We start from the raw sequence: 17,670 nt of genomic DNA, 5'->3' as shown, positions 1-17,670 counted from the left end.
CCCCGTGCCCCGCGCCCCGCCGGACCGCCCGCCCCGCCCGCCCGGGCGGCCGCTACAGGTCGCGCAGCATGCAGGTCAGCCGGCAGGAGGTGATCCGGCGGCCGGTGTCGTCCGTCACCGCGATCTCGTACGTCGCCGCGGTGCGCCCCTTGAACACCGCCGTCGCCACGCCCGTCACCAGCCCGGAGGTCGCCGAGCGGTGGTGCGTCGCGTTCAGGTCCACGCCGACCGCGTAGCGGCCGGGCCCGGCGTGCAGCATCGCCCCGATCGAGCCCAGCGTCTCGGCCAGCGCCGCCGACGCCCCGCCGTGCAGCAGTCCGTACGGCTGCTGGTTGCCCTCCACCGGCATCGTCCCGACCACCCGGTCCGGGGAGGCCTCGACGATGGTGATGCCCAGCTTCTCGCCCAGGTGGCCGCCGGAGAAGGTCTCCGGGCTCACCCCGAGCTTGGCGAAGTGGTCCAGCACGTCCTGGGGCACTTTCAGTACGGGCGCCGCGTCGGTCATGGTGCTCCCTGCTTCCGGTTTCGCTTCGTTGCGCGTCGATCGTACGACTGTCTACCCGCCAGTAGGGAGGCGCTCCGCGCCGCGCCGGAGATGTCCGTCCCACGCCCTAGGATCAGGGGAGGCAGTGCAACCGGCAGGAACGGGACGTGACGTGGCGACACAGGGTGCGGGTAAGAGTGCGGCCGGACGGCCCCGGCTGATGCTGCTGGACGGGCATTCGATGGCCTACCGGGCCTTCTTCGCCCTGCCGGTGGAGAACTTCTCCACCGCCACCGGCCAGCACACCAACGCCGTCTACGGTTTCGCCTCCATGCTGGCCAACACGGTGCGCGACGAGCGGCCCACCCACCTCGCGGTGGCCTTCGACCTCTCCCGGCAGACCTTCCGGTCCGTCGAGTACCCCGAGTACAAGGCCAACCGCTCCGCCACGCCGGACGAGTTCCGCAGCCAGATCCCGCTGATCGGCGAACTGCTCGACGCCATGCGGGTGCCCCGGATCACCGCCGAGGGCTTCGAGGCCGACGACGTCATCGCCACCCTGGCCACCGCCGCCGCGGCCGAGGGCTTCGAGGTGCTGGTCGTCACCGGCGACCGGGACTCCCTCCAGCTCGTCAACGAGCACGTCACCGTGCTCTACCCCACCAAGGGCGTCTCCGAGTTGACGCGCTACACCCCGGAGAAGGTCGCCGAGAAGTACGGCGTCCGCCCCGACCAGTACCCGGACCTCGCGGCCCTGCGCGGCGACCCGTCCGACAACCTGCCCGGCATCCCCGGCGTCGGCGAGAAGACCGCCGCGAAGTGGGTCAACCAGTTCGGCTCCTTCGCCGAACTGGTCGAGCGGGCCGACGAGGTCAAGGGCAAGGTCGGCGAGAAGCTCCGCGAGCACCTCGACGCCGTCAAGCGCAACCGCTTCCTCACCGAGCTGGTACGGGACGTCGAACTCCCGCTCGGCGTCCCCCAGTTGGAGCGCGCCCCGTTCGACAAGGACGAGGTCGCCCGGCTGATGGAGGCGCTGGAGTTCCGCAACCCCAACTTCCGCGACCGGATCGCCGGGATCGACCCGGCCGGGGCCGAGGGCGCCGCCGCCGTCGAGGTCCCCGCCGGGCCCGCCGTCGACGGCGACCTGCTCACCGGGCCCGGCGCGCTCGCCGCCTGGCTGGAGCAGCACACCGGCGAGGACGCCCGCACCGCGCTCGCCGCCGACTACACCTGGGCCCTGGGCAGCGGCAAGGTCGACCAGATCGCCCTCGCCACCGGTACCGCCGCCGCCTGGTTCGACCCGGCCGCGCTCGCCGAGGACGACGACCGCGCCCTCACCGCCTGGCTCGCCGACCCCAAGCGCCCCAAGGCCCTGCACATCGCCAAGCAGGTCATGCGGGCCTTCGCCGAGCAGGGCTGGCAGTTCGCCGGCGTCACCGCCGACACCGCGCTCGCCGCCTACCTGGAGAAGCCCGGCCGCCGCGCCTTCACCCTCGACGTCCTCGCCGAGGAGTACCTCGGCCGCTCGCTCGCCCCCGCCGCCCAGGCCGAGACCGGCCAGCTCAGCTTCGACTCCGACGAGCCCGACCCGACGGCCGGCGCCCAGGCCCTGATGACCGAGGCCCGCGCCGTCCACGACCTCGCCGTCCTGTTCGACGCCCGGCTCGCCGAGGTCGGCGCGGTCGAACTGTTCCACGACATGGAACTGCCGATCGCCGAACTCCTCGCCCGGATGGAACGCCACGGCATCGCCGCCGACCGCGAGTGGCTGCAGGGCCTGGAGGCCCAGTTCGCCGTCGAGATCCAGCGCTGCGTCGAGGAGGCGCACGCCGCGGCCGGCCGCGAGTTCAACCTCGGCTCGCCCAAGCAGCTCCAGGAGGTCCTGTTCGGCGACCTCGGCCTGCCGAAGACCAAGAAGATCAAGACCGGGTACACCACCGACGCCGACGCCCTCACCTGGCTCGCCACCCAGACCACCAACGAGCTCCCGGTCATCCTGCTCCGCCACCGCGACCAGGCCAAGCTCCGCACCACCGTCGAGGGCCTGCTCAAGACCGTCTCCCCGCAGGGCCGGATCCACACCACCTTCAACCAGATGGTCGCCGCCACCGGCCGCCTCTCCTCCCAGGACCCGAACCTGCAGAACATCCCCGTCCGCACCGAGGAGGGTCGCGCCATCCGCCGCGCCTTCGTGGTCGGCCAGGGCTACGAGACGCTGCTCACCGCCGACTACTCGCAGATCGAACTGCGCATCATGGCCCACCTCTCCGAGGACGCGGCCCTGATCGAGGCCTTCACCAGCGGCGAGGACCTGCACACCACCGTCGCCTCCCAGGTCTTCGCCGTCGCCCCCGGCGACGTCGACGCCGAGATGCGCCGCAAGATCAAGGCCATGTCCTACGGCCTCGCCTACGGCCTCTCCGCGTACGGCCTCTCCCAGCAGCTCGGCATCAAGCCCGCCGAGGCCCAGGGCCTGATGGACACCTACTTCGAGCGCTTCGGCGGCGTCCGCGACTACCTGCACGACGTCGTCGAGGAGGCCCGCGCCGTCGGCTACACCGAGACGCTGCTCGGCCGCCGCCGCTACCTGCCCGACCTCACCAGCGACAACCGGCAGCGCCGCGAGATGGCCGAACGGATGGCCCTCAACGCCCCCATCCAGGGCTCCGCCGCCGACATCGTCAAGATCGCCATGCTCCGGGTCGACGAAGCCCTGCGCGCCGCGGGCCTGCGCACCCGGATGCTGCTCCAGGTGCACGACGAAATCGTCCTGGAGGTCGCCCCCGGCGAGCGCGAGCAGGTCGAGGCGCTCGTCCGCGAGCAGATGGCCGGCGCGTACCCGCTGCGCGCCCCGCTCGACGTCTCGGTCGGCGCCGGGGCGGACTGGGAGGCCGCGGCGCACTGAGCGGCGTACTGAGCGGCGCACTAAACGGTTTGCGGGCGTCCGGCCGGTCCTCCCAGACTGGCCGGATGCTCACCTTCGCCGACAAGCCCACCCTGGTGGGCGAGAAGGTCCTCCTCCGGCCCGTCCGGCCGGAGGAGGACCTCCCCATGCTCCGCGTCATGCTCAACGACCCGGACGTGCTCCGCTACACCTCCGACGCGTACACCCCCGAACCCCCCGCGTGGGACGAGGCGATGGAACACCGCGTCGTCGACTGGTACACCACCCGCAACGACCAGCCCGACCGCCTCGACCTGATCGTCGTCGACCGCGCCACCGGCCGCGGCGTCGGCGAGGTCGTCCTCAACGAGTGGGACGAACCCAACCGCGCCTGCAACCTCCGCATCGCCATCGGCCCCGACGGCCGCGACCGCGGCCTCGGCACCGAAGCCGTCCGCCTGCTCACCGACCACGCCCTCCGCGCCCTCGGCCTCAACCGCGTCTCGCTCTCCGTCTACGCCTTCAACGCCCGGGCCCAACGCGCCTACGAGAAGGCCGGGTTCAAGGTCGAGGGCGTCCGGCGGCAGGTGCTGCGCTACGCGGACGAGTGGATCGACGACGTCGACATGGCAGCGCTCGCGGAGCACTGGGCCTGACGGCCCCGGCCCCGCCCGTGCGTGCCCCGCGACGGCGCACCGGGCAGGGCGGGGCGTCACTTGCGCGGGTTGGCGCGGCGGGTGGGTTCCGCCGTGGTGGGGTCCTCGGGCCAGGGGTGACGGGGGTAGCGGCCGCGGAGGTCGGCGCGGACGGCGGGGTAGCCGGTGCGCCAGAACGCGGCGAGGTCGCCGGTGACGGCGGCGGGGCGGCCCGCGGGGGAGAGCAGGTGGACGGTGAGCGGGACGCGGCCCCCGGCGAGCGCGGGGGCCGCGTCCCAGCCGAACAGCTCCTGCAGCTTGACGGCCAGGACGGGGCGCTCGGGGTCGGACGCGTAGTCGACCCGGATCCGGCTGCCGCTGGGCACGGTGATCCGCTCCGGCGCGAGCTCGTCCAGCCGCCCGGCCTGGCCGCTCGCCCAGGGCAGCAGGCGCGGCAGCGCGGCGTCCGCGACGTCCGGCCACGGCTCGCCGACCGCCCGGTGCAGGAAGGCGAGGCGCTCGCGCAGCCCGCTCGCGGCCGGGGGCCAGCTCAGCAGCGCGGAGACGCCCTCCCGTGCCAGGCCCTCCAGCAGCGCGGCCCGCACCAGCGCCGGATCGGGCGCCGCCAGCGGCACGGCCGCCAGCTCGATCGCCCCCAGCGCCTCCACCCGCCGGGCGGCCACCTCGCGCTGCCGCACCGACCAGTGCACCTCCTCGCGGGCCGCCAGCAGCGGCGCGGCCGCCAGCCGGGCCGTCGCCTCGTCCACCGCCACCGCCCGCAGCACCCGCGCGGACGGCGCCCCGGCGGGCCGGTCGGCGACCGCGACGGCCAGCCACCCGCCGGACGGCAACCGCGTCCCGGGCGGCAGCTGCGCAGCCGTCCCGGACGCCATCAGGTAGGCCCCCTCCGCGCCCTCCCGCGACCGCGCGATCCGCTCCGGGTGCGCCAGCCCGACCACCAGCCCGGCCGCGACGGCATCGGACAGTCCGGACGCGACGGCCTCCCGGCCGGTGCGCGCGCCACCGGCCGCGCCGCGCCGGGCGGCGGTGACAGCCGCGGCGCCGACGACCTGCCGTTCCGCCGCGCGGTGGCCGTCGCCCGCCCCGCCGGTCGCGTCCGCTCCGTCCGGCGCGGTCCGCCGCTCGCCCGCGCCGTCGCCGTCCGCCCCGGCCGCCGAGCCGTGGTGGTCGTCCGGGCTGCCGGTCGGGTCCGGGAGGGTCAGGGTGCGTTCCAGGCGGCGGGTCTCGTCCTTCCAGCGGCGGGTGTACGGGTCGGCGGGGGAGCGGCGGACGGTGCGGTGGATCTCGGCGAGGTCGTCGCCGAGGGCGCGCGGGGGTTCTTCGGAGAGCAGGGCGACGAGTTCGGCGGCGCGGCGCGGGCCGACGGCGGGGGCGCCGTCGAGGAGGGCGCGGGCGAGGCGGGGGTGCAGGCCGGTGCGGGCGATGGCGCGGCCGCGGTCGGTGGGGCGGCCGTCGGGGGTGACGGCGGCGAGGGCGCGCAGGACGGTGCGGGCGGCGGCCATCGCTCCGGCGGGCGGCGGGTCGGGGAGGGTGAGGCCGGTGGCGCCGGGGTCGCCCCAGCAGGCGGCCTGGAGGGCGAAGGAGGTGAGGTCGGCGAGGGCGATCTCGGGGGTGGGGAAGCGGGCGGCGCGGGCGTCCTCGGCCTCGGCCCAGCAGCGGTAGACGGTGCCGGGGGCCTCGCGCCCGGCCCGTCCGGCGCGCTGCCGGGCGGCGGCCAGCGAGGTGCGGACGGTGACCAGTCCGGACAGGCCGCGGGCGTGGTCGGTGCGCGGTTCCCTGGTCAGCCCGGAGTCGACCACGACCCGGACGCCCGGCACCGTCAGCGAGGACTCGGCGACCGAGGTGGCGAGCACCACCCGCCGCCGCTCCCCGGCGGCCAGGGCCGCGTCCTGGACGGCCTGCGGCGCCTGCCCGTGCAGCTGGAGGACGTCGACGCCGGTCAACTGCGAGGCCACCCGGGCGATCTCGCCGACGCCCGGCAGGAAGCACAGCACGTCGCCGCTCCGCTCGGCGAGCGCCCGGCGGACCGTCGCCGCGACGTGCGCGAGCAGTGCCGGGTCGACCCGGGTGCCGTGCGGGGGCCGGACGGCGGTCGGCGGCGGGGCCCAGACCGTCTCGACCGGGTGCGAGACGCCCCGGGCGGCCACCACGGGCGCGCCGCCGAGCAGTTCGGCCCAGGCGTCGGTGTCGGCGGTCGCGGAGGCCAGCAGCAGGCGCAGTTCGGGGCGGAGCGCGGCCCGGACGTCCAGCAGGAAGGCGAGCGCGGTGTCGGCGTCCAGGTGGCGCTCGTGGCACTCGTCGAGCACCACCGCGTCCACGCCCGGCAGTTCTGGGTCGCGCTGCAGGCGCTGCAGCAGGACGCCGGTGGTGACCACCTCGACCCGGGTGGCGGGGCCGACCCGCCGCTCGCCGCGGACGGTGAACCCGACCGAGGCGCTGACCGGCTCCTCCAGCAGCCAGGCCATCCGGCGGGCCGCGGCCCGCACCGCGAGGCGGCGCGGTTCGGCGACCAGCACCCGGCGGGGCGGGCCGCCGAGCAGGCCGGCCAGGGCGAGCGGCACCAGGGTGGTCTTGCCGGTGCCGGGCGGCGCGGACAGCACCGCGGCGCCGTCGCCGTCCAACGCCGCGGCCAGCTCGGGGAGCACCGCGGCGACGGGCAGGTCGGTCCCCCCGTCCCGCACCGCGCTCAGCCGTTCCGGACGGCGACGAAGATCGCGGTGCCGGGGATGTGCTCGCCGCGCAGCGGGCTCCAGCCGCCCCACTCCTGCTCCAGCCCCTCCGGCCACTCCGGCTCGACCAGGTCGACCAGCGCGAACCCGGCCGCGACCAGCTCCCGCACCCGGTCGCCGAGCGTGCGGTGGTGCTCGACGTAGGTGGCGACGCCCTGTTCGTCCTGCTCGACGTACGGGGTGCGGTCGAAGTACGAGGAGGTGGCGGTCAGGCCCTCCACCCCGGGCTCGTCCGGGAACGCCCAGCGGATCGGGTGGGTCACCGAGAACACCCAGCGCCCGCCGGGCCGCAGCACCCGGTGCACCTCGCGCATCAGCCGCCCGGTGTCGGCGCTGAACGGCACCGCGCCGTACGCCGAGCAGGCGTGGTCGAAGGAGCCGTCGGCGAACGGCAGCACCGCCGCGTCCGCCTGCACCACGGCGACGGGCTCCAGGCCGCGGCCCAGGTCGATCCGGCGCGAGTGCTGCAGCTGCCGGTGGGAGATGTCCAGCGCGACCGGGCGGGCGCCCTGCGCGGCCAGCCAGCGCGAGCACTGCGCGGCGCCGGAGCCGATCTCCAGCACGTCCGCGCCCTTCAGCCCGGCCGGGTCGCCGAGCAGCCGGGCCTCGGCCTCGTCCACGCCCTCCGGACACCAGGTGAACCGGTCGTCGCCGAGGAACTCCCCGTGCTCGTCCTGGTAGTCGTCGGCGTTGCGGTCCCACCAGTGCCGGCTGGCCCGGCTCGACTCCTGCTCCCCGGCGTCCCGCCGCAGCGCCTCGTCGCCGTCCTCCTCCTCGTCCGGCTGCCCGGGGGAGGAGGGGACGTTGTACCCGGCCGGGTCGTAGTCGAAGGGCTCGGCGTCGCCGGGAGCGCCGCCGGGGGCGTCGCCGGGGGCGTCGCCGGGGGTGGAGTGGGTCATGGGAATCCGTCACCTGGTGCATCGGGAGGGCCGCGGCGGGCCCGGGCGGGCGGGCCCCTGGCGCGAGCCGGGGCGGGACGTCAAGTAGGCTATGTGCTTGCGGAAGCGCTGCTGCTGCGGAGCCGGTCCCGTACGGGGACCGGGTCGGGCGGTGGCATCCGGGGTAGGGCCCGTGCTCCAGCCACCGCGAGGTGCGCCATCGGAGGATATGGCCTGATCCGTCCCGGCCTCTACGGTCTCGTCGGCTTCGACGTTGACCGTGCCTGGGTGTCCCCGTATGCTACAAGTTGCGCTGCGGGCCTGCGCGCCTCGGACGGAGCAGGTCGCGCTCGCATCTGTCGAAGACCCCACGGTCGTCAGACGGACACCGGGATCCTGTCGTTTGCGGGAGTCCTTTCGGTGGGCCGTTTTCTGGCCTGCACGGCTTTCGGTGGGAGCGATCAGGGCCCCCCGCGTGGCATTACCTACGACTTCATGTCCGTACCGGAGCCCTTTTCCTAATGACGAGCCCCACCGACACCTCTGTCAGCACCACCCCGCAGGTCGCGGTCAACGACATCGGCGACGCGGACGCGTTCCTCGCCGCGATCGACGAGACCATCAAGTACTTCAACGATGGCGACATCGTCGAGGGCATCATCGTGAAGGTCGACCGTGACGAGGTGCTCCTCGACATCGGTTACAAGACCGAGGGTGTCATCCCCTCCCGCGAGCTCTCGATCAAGCACGACGTTGACCCGCACGAGGTCGTCAAGGTCGGCGACGAGATCGAGGCCCTGGTTCTCCAGAAGGAGGACAAGGAGGGTCGCCTCATCCTGTCCAAGAAGCGTGCGCAGTACGAGCGCGCCTGGGGCACGATCGAGAAGATCAAGGAAGAGGACGGCATCGTCACCGGTACCGTCATCGAGGTCGTCAAGGGTGGTCTCATCCTCGACATCGGCCTCCGCGGCTTCCTCCCGGCCTCGCTGGTCGAGATGCGCCGCGTCCGCGACCTCCAGCCCTACGTGGGCAAGGAGCTCGAGGCGAAGATCATCGAGCTGGACAAGAACCGCAACAACGTGGTCCTGTCCCGCCGCGCCTGGCTGGAGCAGACCCAGAGCGAGGTCCGCCAGACCTTCCTCACCACCCTGCAGAAGGGCCAGGTGCGCTCCGGCGTCGTCTCCTCGATCGTCAACTTCGGTGCGTTCGTCGACCTCGGCGGCGTCGACGGTCTGGTGCACGTCTCCGAGCTGTCCTGGAAGCACATCGACCACCCGAACGAGGTTGTCGAGGTCGGCCAGGAGGTCACCGTCGAGGTCCTCGACGTCGACATGGACCGCGAGCGCGTCTCCCTGTCGCTGAAGGCGACCCAGGAGGACCCGTGGCAGCAGTTCGCCCGGACGCACCAGATCTCGCAGGTCGTCCCGGGTAAGGTCACCAAGCTGGTTCCGTTCGGTGCGTTCGTCCGCGTGGACGAGGGCATCGAGGGCCTGGTCCACATCTCCGAGCTGGCCGAGCGCCACGTCGAGATCCCGGAGCAGGTCGTCCAGGTCGGCGACGAGATCTTCGTCAAGGTCATCGACATCGACCTCGAGCGCCGCCGCATCAGCCTCTCGCTGAAGCAGGCCAACGAGTCCCTCGGTGCCGACCCGGCGTCGGTCGAGTTCGACCCGACCCTGTACGGCATGGCCGCGTCCTACGACGACCAGGGCAACTACATCTACCCGGAGGGCTTCGACCCCGAGGCGAACGACTGGCTGCCCGGCTTCGAGAAGCAGCGCGAGGAGTGGGAGCGGCAGTACGCCGAGGCCCAGGCCCGCTTCGAGCAGCACCAGGCCCAGGTCATCAAGTCCCGCGAGGCCGACGCGGCTGCCGCCGCCGAGGCCGGCGAGGAGGCCCCGGTCTCCGGTGGCGGCTCGTACTCCTCCAGCAGCGACGAGGGCTCCGGCGCGCTCGCCTCGGACGAGGCCCTGGCCGCGCTCCGCGAGAAGCTGGCCGGCGGCCAGAGCTGAAGCGCTGCGCTTCGGCGGCTGCCTAGCTGACTGAACAGCGACCCCCCGTTCCAGGGTTCACCTGGGGCGGGGGGTCGCTGTTTTTGCTGCCCGCCCCCCGTGCGCGCACCGCGAAGGTGAACGGGGGAGGGCGCTGCCCGCGGCGGGGGGGGGTGCTGTTTGCGCCGCCCCACCCGCCCCCCGTGCGCGCACCGCTGGGTGAGACGCGCGCCGGGCTCCGCGGCGGAGGCCCACCGGCTCCGCGGCGGAGGCCCACCCGCTCCGCGGCGGCGGGCCGCCGACCGCCCCGCGCCTGCCCCGGTCGGCGCCGCGGGCCTTGCCCGCTCTCCGCTCCGCCGCGCGGCAGCGCCCTTCCCGTGTGCGCACCTTCCCCTTCTCCTCGCTCGGCCGCGCGCAGCGCCCTCCCCGCGCTCACCCGCGCGGGGCGCGCACGGGCAGGTGGGTGGGCGGGGCGTGGGGCTTAAGTGGCGTTTATGTGAAGGGAATTGTGAGATGAGGCTCATCGTCCGTCTATAGGACGAAAGAGTAGTCACGCATACATTGAGGGGACTTGTCCGAAAGGCTCCCCGCATGCGCAGCTCCCGCTCCACCGCAGCAGAGGTCCAGGTCTCCCAGGTTCCCGGTCGTTTGGCCGCTCTGGGGCGAGTGTGTTTCCGGCACCGTCGTTGGGTGCTGGCGTTCTGGGCGTTGGTGCTCGCGGTGGGGGTGGTGATCGGCGGCCGGGTGTTCGAGGGCTCGGTGGCGGCCACCGGCAGCGGGGGGTCGGAGTCGGCGGCGGGTACGGCCGTCGTACAGGCGGCGGATCCGGTGCAGGGTACGGTGACGGCCGTCGTGGACGGTCCGCCGGTGGGGAATGAGGGGGTCAGGACGGCGGTCGAGCGGGCGAGTGCGGAGGTGGCGAAGCTGCCGGGCGTGGTCTCGGTGGCGGACACGTACTCGACGGGCGGGCAGCTGACCGCGGGGGACGGCAAGGCGTCACTGGTGAGCGTGCGGATGGCGGACGGGTCGACGGCGAAGCAGCTCGCGGCCGTGACCGACCGGCTGGAGGGGATCGACGCGGACGGTGCGCGCACCGTGGTCGGCGGCGACCTGGTGCTGCAGCAGGAGGTCAAGGACCAGACCGCGAAGGACACCCGTTTCGGTGAGATCGTCACGCTGCCGTTGACGCTGGTCGTGATGGTGCTGGTGTTCGGCGGCCTGGCCGCGGCAGGGCTGCCGGGGATCGGGGCGATCGCCTCGGTGGGCGGGGCGCTGCTGGCGATGTTCGGGTTCAGCAAGCTGATGGACATCGACACGTCCGTGCTGCCGATCGCGACCGTGCTGGGCCTGGGGCTGTCGATCGACTACGCGCTGCTGATGGTGAACCGCTTCCGCGAGGAGCGCGGCCACGGCGCGGACGCCGCGCAGGCGGTGGAGCGGACGGCGGCGACGGCGGGCCGGACGGTGGCGTTCTCGGGGCTGACGGTGGCGGTCGCGCTGAGCGGGCTGTTCGTGTTCACCAGCCCGGTGTTCCGGGCGGTCGCGGTGGCGGGCGTGAGCGTGGTGGTGATCGCGGTGGCGGCGGCGCTGACGCTGGTGCCGGCGCTGCTGGGCTTCATGGGGTCGAAGATCAAGACGCCGACGGCGCCCGTCCCGGACGAGGGCTTCTTCTCCCGGACGGTGCGCCGGGTGCAGCGCCGGGCGGTGCCGGTGATGCTGGCCTGCGTGGCGCTGCTGCTGGCGGCGGGTGCGCCGTTCCTGGGGTCGGAGTTCCGCAACTCGGGGGCGGACGTGCTGCCGAAGAGCTTCGCGTCCCGGCAGGTCGCCGAGACCGTCGAGGCGCGCTTCCCGGACCAGGCCCCGGCGGCCGTGCAGGTGGTCGTCGAGGGCTCGCACCAGCAGGCGCAGCAGTACGCGGACGAGGTGGTCTCGAAGCTGCCGGGCGTCGCCGGCGTCCGGGCGGTGACGCCGGTCTCGGACGGCGTGCAGACCGTGGACGTGCTGGTGAACGGCGACCCGCAGGGCGCGGAGGCCAAGGCGGTGGTCGGCGAGCTGCGGGCGGACCGCGGCGGGCTGGACACGTACGTGGCGGGCGACGCGGCCTCGCTGGTGGACTTCCAGCACGAGATCGGCTCGCGCGGGCCGTGGGCGCTGGCCCTGGTCGCGGCCGGGACGCTGGTGCTGCTGTTCATGATGACCGGGTCGGTGGTGCTGCCGGTGAAGGCGCTGCTGATGAACGTGCTGTCGCTGGGGGCGTCGCTGGGTGCGCTGACCCTGGTGTTCCAGCACGGGTACTTCAGTTCGCTGCTGGGGTTCACGCCGACCGGCGGCCTGGAGACGGTGATCCCGGTGCTGGTGTTCGCCTTCGCGTTCGGGCTGTCGATGGACTACGAGGTGTTCCTGCTGTCGCGGATCAAGGAGCTGCACGACCAGGGGTACGACTGCGCGAAGTCGGTGGAGCTGGGCCTCCAGCGCAGCGGTCGGATCATCACCTCGGCCGGGCTGCTGATGGTGATCGTGTTCGCCGGGTTCGCCGCCGGACAGATGCTCATGGTCAAGCAGATGGGCATCGCGCTGGCCGTCGCCGTCGCCGTGGACGCCACCCTGGTCCGCACCCTGCTGGTGCCCGCCACCATGACGCTGTTCGGCCGCCTCAACTGGTGGGCGCCCGCCCCGCTGCGCCGCCTGCACCGGATCATCGGCCTGGACGAGCACGTCGAGCTGCCGCCGCTGCGCCCGGTGGTGCTGCCCGCGCCGCGCCTGGTGCAGCCGAGCGTGAAGCCGCGCGGCCTGGTGGGCGCACCGTAGGTCCGGTCCGGCCCGGCCCGGCCCCGCCCGGCTCCGTCCGGCCCGGCCCGGCCGTACGCTGGGCCGCATGCGACTGACGAAGTTCGGCCACGCCTGCGTCCGGATCGAGCACGCCGAGGGGGCGGTGCTGATCGACCCCGGGATGTTCTCCGGGCCGGAGGTGGTGGCGGGCGTGAGCGCCCTGCTGATCACCCACGAGCACGCCGACCACTTCACCGAGGCGCAGGTCCGGGCGGCCGTCGCGGCCAACCCGGGCCTGCGGGTGTACACCAACTCCTCGGTGGCCCGGCAGCTGGACGGCATCGGGGCGAAGGTCACGGTGGTCGGCGAGGGCGACGCGTTCGACCTGGACGGGCTGCCGGTGACGGTGCACGGCGAGTGGCACGCGGAGATCCACCCGGACGTCCCGCGGATCCCCAACGTCGGCTTCCTGCTCGGCGGCCGGGCCTTCCACCCGGGCGACGCGCTGACCGTCCCGCCGGACACCGTCGACACCCTGCTGCTCCCGCTCGGCGCGCCCTGGCTGCGGGCGGGCGAACTGGTCGACTACCTGCGCGACGCCCGGCCCCGGCAGGCGGTGGCGATCCACGAGGCGACGCTCAGCGAGGCCGGGCAGGCGATCCACGGGCGGCTGCTCGGCCCGCAGGGCCCCGGCACCGGCGGCGTGGAGTACCGCACGCTGGCCGCCGGGGAGTCCCTGGACCTGGCCTGACCCGTCCTCCCCCGCTGCGCCGGGTACCGGGCGCCGGGCGCCTGCCGCCGACCGCCGGGCACCGGGAAACGGGCGCCGGGTACGGGCCGGTAGCCTGGCGGCATGCTGAGGATCGGACTGACCGGCGGGATCGGCGCGGGCAAGAGCGAGGTCTCCCGCCAACTGGCCGCGCGCGGCGCGGTGATCGTCGACTCGGACGTGATCGCCCGCGAGGTGGTCGCCCCCGGGACGCCCGGGCTGGCCGCGGTGGCCGCCGAGTTCGGGCCGGACGTGCTGCTCCCGGACGGCGCGCTGGACCGCCCCGCGCTCGGCCGGGTGGTCTTCGCGGACCCGGCCCGGCTGGCGGAGCTGAACGCCATCGTCCACCCGCTGGTGCGGGCCCGCTCCGCCGAACTGGAGTCCGCGGCCGGGCCGGACGCGGTCGTGGTGCACGACGTCCCGCTGCTGGCCGAGAACGGCCTCGCCCCGCTGTACGACCTGGTCGTGGTCATCGACGTCCCGGACGCCGAACGCCTGCGCCGCCTGGTCGAGCTGCGTGGCATGGCCGAGGACGAGGCGCGCTCCCGGATGGCCGCCCAGGCGAGCCGCGAGGACCGCCTGGCAGTCGCCGACCTGGTCCTCGACAACAGCGGCGACCTGGAGCAACTGACCGCCCGCGTCGACGCGTTGTGGCAGGAGCTGGAGCGCCGCCGCGGCTGACGGCCGGTCAGGGCAGCAGGTTGAACACCGTGTCGCTGTACTTCGTGCCGGTGCCGGCCTGGGCGCGCAGGTAGGTGTTCTTGTCCTTGTAGTCCTCCAGGTCGGACGGGACGGCCACCTCGACCGAGAAGGCGCCGGTGGCGTCGGACTTGGTGTCCCGCAGGTCCCGGTGCTGGTACTCCAGCCCCTCGGTCTTGACCACGAAGGAGATCCGGACCACGGTGTCGGGCGGGAAGCCCTGCCCGGTGAGCACCGTCCGCGTCCCGCCGGGCCCGGTGTCCGGCGAGGCCAGCAGCACCCGGGCGGCACTCGCGGTCGGACCGGTCGGCGCGGTGCTGGGCAGGGCGTTGACGGCGGGCGCGGTGGCGCCTCCCGGGGCGGCGGTCACCGTGACGGTCGGGCCGGGCACCGTGACGGTCACGGTCGGCTGCGGCCGGTCGCCGGGGGCGGACTGCGACTGGGTGAGGTAGCCGCCCGCGAACCCGGCCCCGAGCGTGGCGACGCCGACCAGGGCGGTCACCACGGCGCTCCACCCCTGCAGGTCGAACCGGCGGGCCGGGACCGCGGGCGTCGGCGGCGGTGCGGTCGGGTACGGCGGCGTTCCGTCGGGCGAGGACGGCGAGGTCGGCGCGGTCAAGGAAGTCCCCTCGGGCTGATCGGCGGAGTCCTGGTTACCACAGGGCGGCGAACCGCGTCCTGAACGATTCGTGCCCGTACGGGTCTCGGGTGCAAACGCCGCCCGCCGGACTCCCGGTCGCCCCGGTCCGGGCCGCGGGGGCCCGGCCGTCCGGCCTGCCAGCCGAATTGGCAACGGGAAACCGTTCCGTAACGCTCCGGAAGCGATCAGTCGCATGCCAAGATTCCTTCGGAGCGCCGGGGAGCGCTCCCGAACCGAACATCCCGCGCACCCGCGTGTGCCAGGGACGGATCCCAGGGGGTGCTTTGGCATGCTCGCGTCCCATCGCTTCGGGGCCGAACTGCGCCGACTGCGCGAGGAGCACGGCCTCTCGCTCGAAGGGCTCGCCCGGCAGCTCAGCTACAGCAAGGGCTACTTGAGCAAGGTCGAGAGCGGCCAGCGGAAGGCCTCCCAGGAACTCGCCCGCCGCTGCGACGCCCTGCTCGGCGCCGACGGCCGCCTCCAGCAACTCGCCGTCCGCACCGCCGCCGCCGACCGCACCGCGCCCGGCCCCGGCCTCCGCGCCCGGGAGAACGCCGCGAACGGGTACGGCACCCCGTTCGCCCCCGGGCCGGTACGCGCCGACGCCGGAAGCGCCGACGCCTGGTACGCCGAGCAGCGGCACGGGCCCGCCCCGGACGCCCTCGGCGGCCTGCTGCCGCAGTTCCCCGCCGCGCTCGACCCCGGCGTCCCCGCCCTGCTGCGCGAACAGCTCGCCCAGTACCGGCAGCTCGGCCAGCACCTCGACCCGGTGCTGCTCGTCCCCGCCCTGCAGGTGCAGAGCGAGACCGCGCTCCGGATCGCCCTGCGCTGCGACGGCCGCTCCCGCGCCGAACTCCTGCTGATCGCCGCCCACTTCATCGAGTTCGGTGGCTGGATGGCCCAGGAGGCGGGCGACCGGCACACCGCCCTCGCCCACACCGAACGCGCCGTCGAGCTCGCCCGGGCGGGCGGCCACCGCCACTTCGCCGGGTACGCGCTCGTCCGCCGCGCCCTGGTCACCTTCTACGCCGGGGACGCCGTCGCCACCGTCGCCCTCGCCACCGCCGCCCAGGACCGCCGCCTGCCGCCCCGCATCCGCGGCCTCGCCGCGCTCCGCGAGGCCCAGGGCCACGCCCTCGGCGGCGACCGCAACCGCTGCCTGCGCGCCCTGGAGCGGGCCGAGGTGCTGCTCGCCACCGCCGCCGCCGACCACGACGGCGGCCCGGTCCTCGGCAGCGCCAACGTCGCCGACCCGGCCGCGATGACCACCGGCTGGTGCCTGTTCGACCTCGGCCACGCCCGGCGCGCCGCCGAGGTCCTCGACCGCGAGTGCGCCCGCCTGCCGCGGCACGCCACCCGGGCCCGGATCCGCTATGGGCTGCGCCGGGCCCTCGCCCACGCCGGAGCGGGCGAGGCCGAGCACGCCTGCGCCGTCGCGGCTGAACAGCTCGGCGCCCTGGTCGACGTCCCCTCCGCGACGGTCGCGGCCGACCTGCGCCGGCTCGACCGCGAGCTGCGCCGCTTCCGGGCCAGCCGGACGGTCCGCGAGTTCCAGCCCGCCCTGCTCCGGGCGATCACCGGCAGCTGCTGACCGGCCCGCGCCGCTGCCGCTCCTCCAGCCGTTTCCCTTTTCCCGGGCGGGACCACCGCCGGGACACCCCCGCACAGAGAGGTCGACGCCCCATGCCCGCGATCTTCGTGAACTACCGCACCGGCGACCAGGAGGCGGTCGCCGCGCTGCTCGACCACGGCCTGTCCTACCGGTTCGGCAGCGACCGGGTGTTCCGGGCGAGCAAGTCCATCGCCCCCGGCAGCCGCTATCCGCAGGAACTGATCGCCGCCGTCCGCAGCTGCGCCGTCCTGCTCGCCGTGGTCGGCCCGCGCTGGTTCGACGTCCAGGGCCGGGACGGGCGCCCCGCGGTCGAGGACCCCGGGGACTGGCCGCGCCGCGAGATCGCCGAGGCCTTCGCGGTCGGCGCCCTGGTCATCCCGGTCCTGGTCGGCGACACCCCCAGACTCCGCTCCGAACGCCTCCCCGAAGCGCTCGCCGCCCTCGCCGACTGCCAGCACCGCCGCCTCGACCTGCGCACCTCGCACGCCGACCTCACCCGGCTGGCCGACGAACTCGCCGCGCTGGTACCGGAACTGGCGGAGTCCGACACCGCGGTCAGGACCCGCTGAGCGCCCCGCCGGAGGGGGCCCCGTCGAGGGCTCGGGGAACGGCGGGTCCGGGCCGTTGGCTCCGCCTCCCGCCGCCCTACCCGCCGGTGGCCACCGGGAGGCCGGTCTCCGGGCGGCCCCAGTCCGACCAGGAGCCGTCGTAGACGGCGGGGGAGGGGTGGCCGGTGAGGTGGGCGGCGAAGGCGAGGACGCAGGCGGTGACGCCGGAGCCGCAGGAGGCGACCAGGCGGGGGCGGCCCGCGGTGGCGGCGGCCAGGCGGGAGCGGAGGGCCGGGAGGGGGAGGTAGCGGCCGTCGGGGGTGAGGAGTTCGGTGAAGGGGAGGCTGGTGGAGCCGGGCAGGTGGCCGCGCCGCAGGTGGGGGCGGGGTTCGGGGGCGGCGCCGGTGAAGCGGGCGCGGGCGCGGGCGTCCAGGACGGCGGTGCCGGGGTCGGCCAGGGCGGCGGCCACGGCGTCCCGGTCGAGGAGCAGGCCGGGGCGGGGGCGGACGGTGAGGTTCCCGGCGCGGGCCGCGGGCCGTCCGGTGCTGACGGGGTGCCCGGCGGCGCGCCAGGCGGGCAGGCCGCCGTCGAGGACGGCGGCCCGGTCGAAACCGGCGGCGCGCAGCATCCACCAGGCGCGCGGGGCGGAGTACACGCCCGCGCCGTCGTACAGGACGGCGGTGGAGTCGTCGTCGAGGCCGAGGGCGCGCAGTTCGCGCTGGAGGTCGGCGGGGGCGGGCATGCTGTGCGGCAGCGGGGAGGCGGGGTCGGAGAGGGCGCCGTCGAGGTCGAACGCCCGGGCGCCGGGGATGCGGACGTCCGGGTGCCGGTGCGGGCCGACGCCCGCGTCCAGGACGACGAGCCCGGGGCGGCCGAGCCGGGCGGCCAGCCAGTCGGCGTCGACCAGCGGCGGCGGTGCGGTGGTCACGGCGGGTGCCCTCCTCGGGTCGTCTCCGGTCCCGTCATGGTCCCACCGGCGCCGCCGCCGCTGCGAACCGCCGCGGGCCCTCG

At 74.9% G+C, this 17,670-nt stretch carries 13 protein-coding genes; 8 read left to right on the top strand and 5 right to left on the bottom strand.

Going from position 1 to position 17,670, the window contains the following annotated elements; translation table 11 throughout:
- Positions 1-52 precede the first annotated feature (52 nt).
- Positions 53-505: a PaaI family thioesterase gene (locus OO57_RS03820; RefSeq protein ID WP_014135167.1), complete on the bottom strand. Its 453-nt coding sequence runs from the start codon at positions 503-505 to the stop codon at positions 53-55.
- A gap of 199 nt (positions 506-704) precedes the next feature.
- Between OO57_RS03820 and polA the strand changes: the two genes are divergently transcribed.
- Both polA and OO57_RS03810 read left to right on the top strand, forming a co-directional pair.
- Positions 705-3,389, top strand: coding sequence for a DNA polymerase I (polA, locus tag OO57_RS03815; protein ID WP_051776501.1), 2,685 nt, complete (start codon positions 705-707; stop codon positions 3,387-3,389).
- Between the two features lie 65 nt (positions 3,390-3,454).
- The gene (locus OO57_RS03810; protein WP_033250807.1) at positions 3,455-4,024 is read left to right on the top strand and encodes a GNAT family N-acetyltransferase; all 570 of its coding nucleotides are present in this window, start codon (positions 3,455-3,457) and stop codon (positions 4,022-4,024) included.
- A 56-nt stretch (positions 4,025-4,080) separates the two neighbouring features.
- On the opposite strand, the gene OO57_RS03805 is transcribed toward OO57_RS03810, so the two are convergent.
- Positions 4,081-6,705, bottom strand: a complete 2,625-nt coding sequence (locus OO57_RS03805) for an ATP-dependent RNA helicase (RefSeq protein ID WP_063737485.1) — start codon at positions 6,703-6,705, stop codon at positions 4,081-4,083.
- Positions 6,706-6,710: 5 nt separating this feature from the next.
- Positions 6,711-7,652 (bottom strand): class I SAM-dependent methyltransferase, encoded by a 942-nt coding sequence (locus OO57_RS03800; RefSeq protein ID WP_033250806.1) that lies wholly within the window; start codon positions 7,650-7,652, stop codon positions 6,711-6,713.
- 500 nt (positions 7,653-8,152) lie between these two features.
- Between OO57_RS03800 and rpsA the strand changes: the two genes are divergently transcribed.
- From rpsA to coaE, 4 genes are all read left to right on the top strand, one after another.
- A complete protein-coding gene (rpsA, locus tag OO57_RS03795; RefSeq protein WP_030460063.1) occupies positions 8,153-9,643 on the top strand; it encodes a 30S ribosomal protein S1 in 1,491 nt (496 codons plus the stop codon).
- Positions 9,644-10,312: 669 nt separating this feature from the next.
- Complete coding sequence (locus OO57_RS03790; protein ID WP_051776499.1) at positions 10,313-12,430, top strand: MMPL family transporter; 2,118 nt, start codon at positions 10,313-10,315, stop codon at positions 12,428-12,430.
- Between the two features lie 67 nt (positions 12,431-12,497).
- On the top strand, positions 12,498-13,142 hold the full coding sequence (locus OO57_RS03785; protein WP_033250805.1) for an MBL fold metallo-hydrolase: 645 nt from the start codon (positions 12,498-12,500) through the stop codon (positions 13,140-13,142).
- 102 nt (positions 13,143-13,244) lie between these two features.
- Positions 13,245-13,841: a dephospho-CoA kinase gene (coaE, locus tag OO57_RS03780; protein WP_033250804.1), complete on the top strand. Its 597-nt coding sequence runs from the start codon at positions 13,245-13,247 to the stop codon at positions 13,839-13,841.
- 7 nt (positions 13,842-13,848) lie between these two features.
- Here coaE and OO57_RS03775 read toward each other — a convergent pair whose 3' ends face one another.
- Positions 13,849-14,478, bottom strand: coding sequence for a hypothetical protein (locus OO57_RS03775; RefSeq protein ID WP_158715012.1), 630 nt, complete (start codon positions 14,476-14,478; stop codon positions 13,849-13,851).
- A gap of 310 nt (positions 14,479-14,788) precedes the next feature.
- Between OO57_RS03775 and OO57_RS03770 the strand changes: the two genes are divergently transcribed.
- The gene (locus OO57_RS03770) at positions 14,789-16,090 is read left to right on the top strand and encodes a helix-turn-helix domain-containing protein (protein WP_033250802.1); all 1,302 of its coding nucleotides are present in this window, start codon (positions 14,789-14,791) and stop codon (positions 16,088-16,090) included.
- Positions 16,091-16,182: 92 nt separating this feature from the next.
- Positions 16,183-16,680, top strand: a complete 498-nt coding sequence (locus tag OO57_RS46660) for a toll/interleukin-1 receptor domain-containing protein (protein ID WP_051776497.1) — start codon at positions 16,183-16,185, stop codon at positions 16,678-16,680.
- Positions 16,681-16,756: 76 nt separating this feature from the next.
- On the opposite strand, the gene OO57_RS03760 is transcribed toward OO57_RS46660, so the two are convergent.
- Positions 16,757-17,587: a sulfurtransferase gene (locus tag OO57_RS03760; RefSeq protein ID WP_033250801.1), complete on the bottom strand. Its 831-nt coding sequence runs from the start codon at positions 17,585-17,587 to the stop codon at positions 16,757-16,759.
- Positions 17,588-17,670: the final 83 nt, after the last annotated feature.

The sequence above is a fragment of the Kitasatospora phosalacinea genome (assembly GCF_000717185.1).
Classification (GTDB): domain Bacteria; phylum Actinomycetota; class Actinomycetes; order Streptomycetales; family Streptomycetaceae; genus Kitasatospora; species Kitasatospora phosalacinea_A.
Note: the sequence above shows the minus strand (reverse complement) of the source record. Positions and strands in the feature narration are given on the sequence as shown.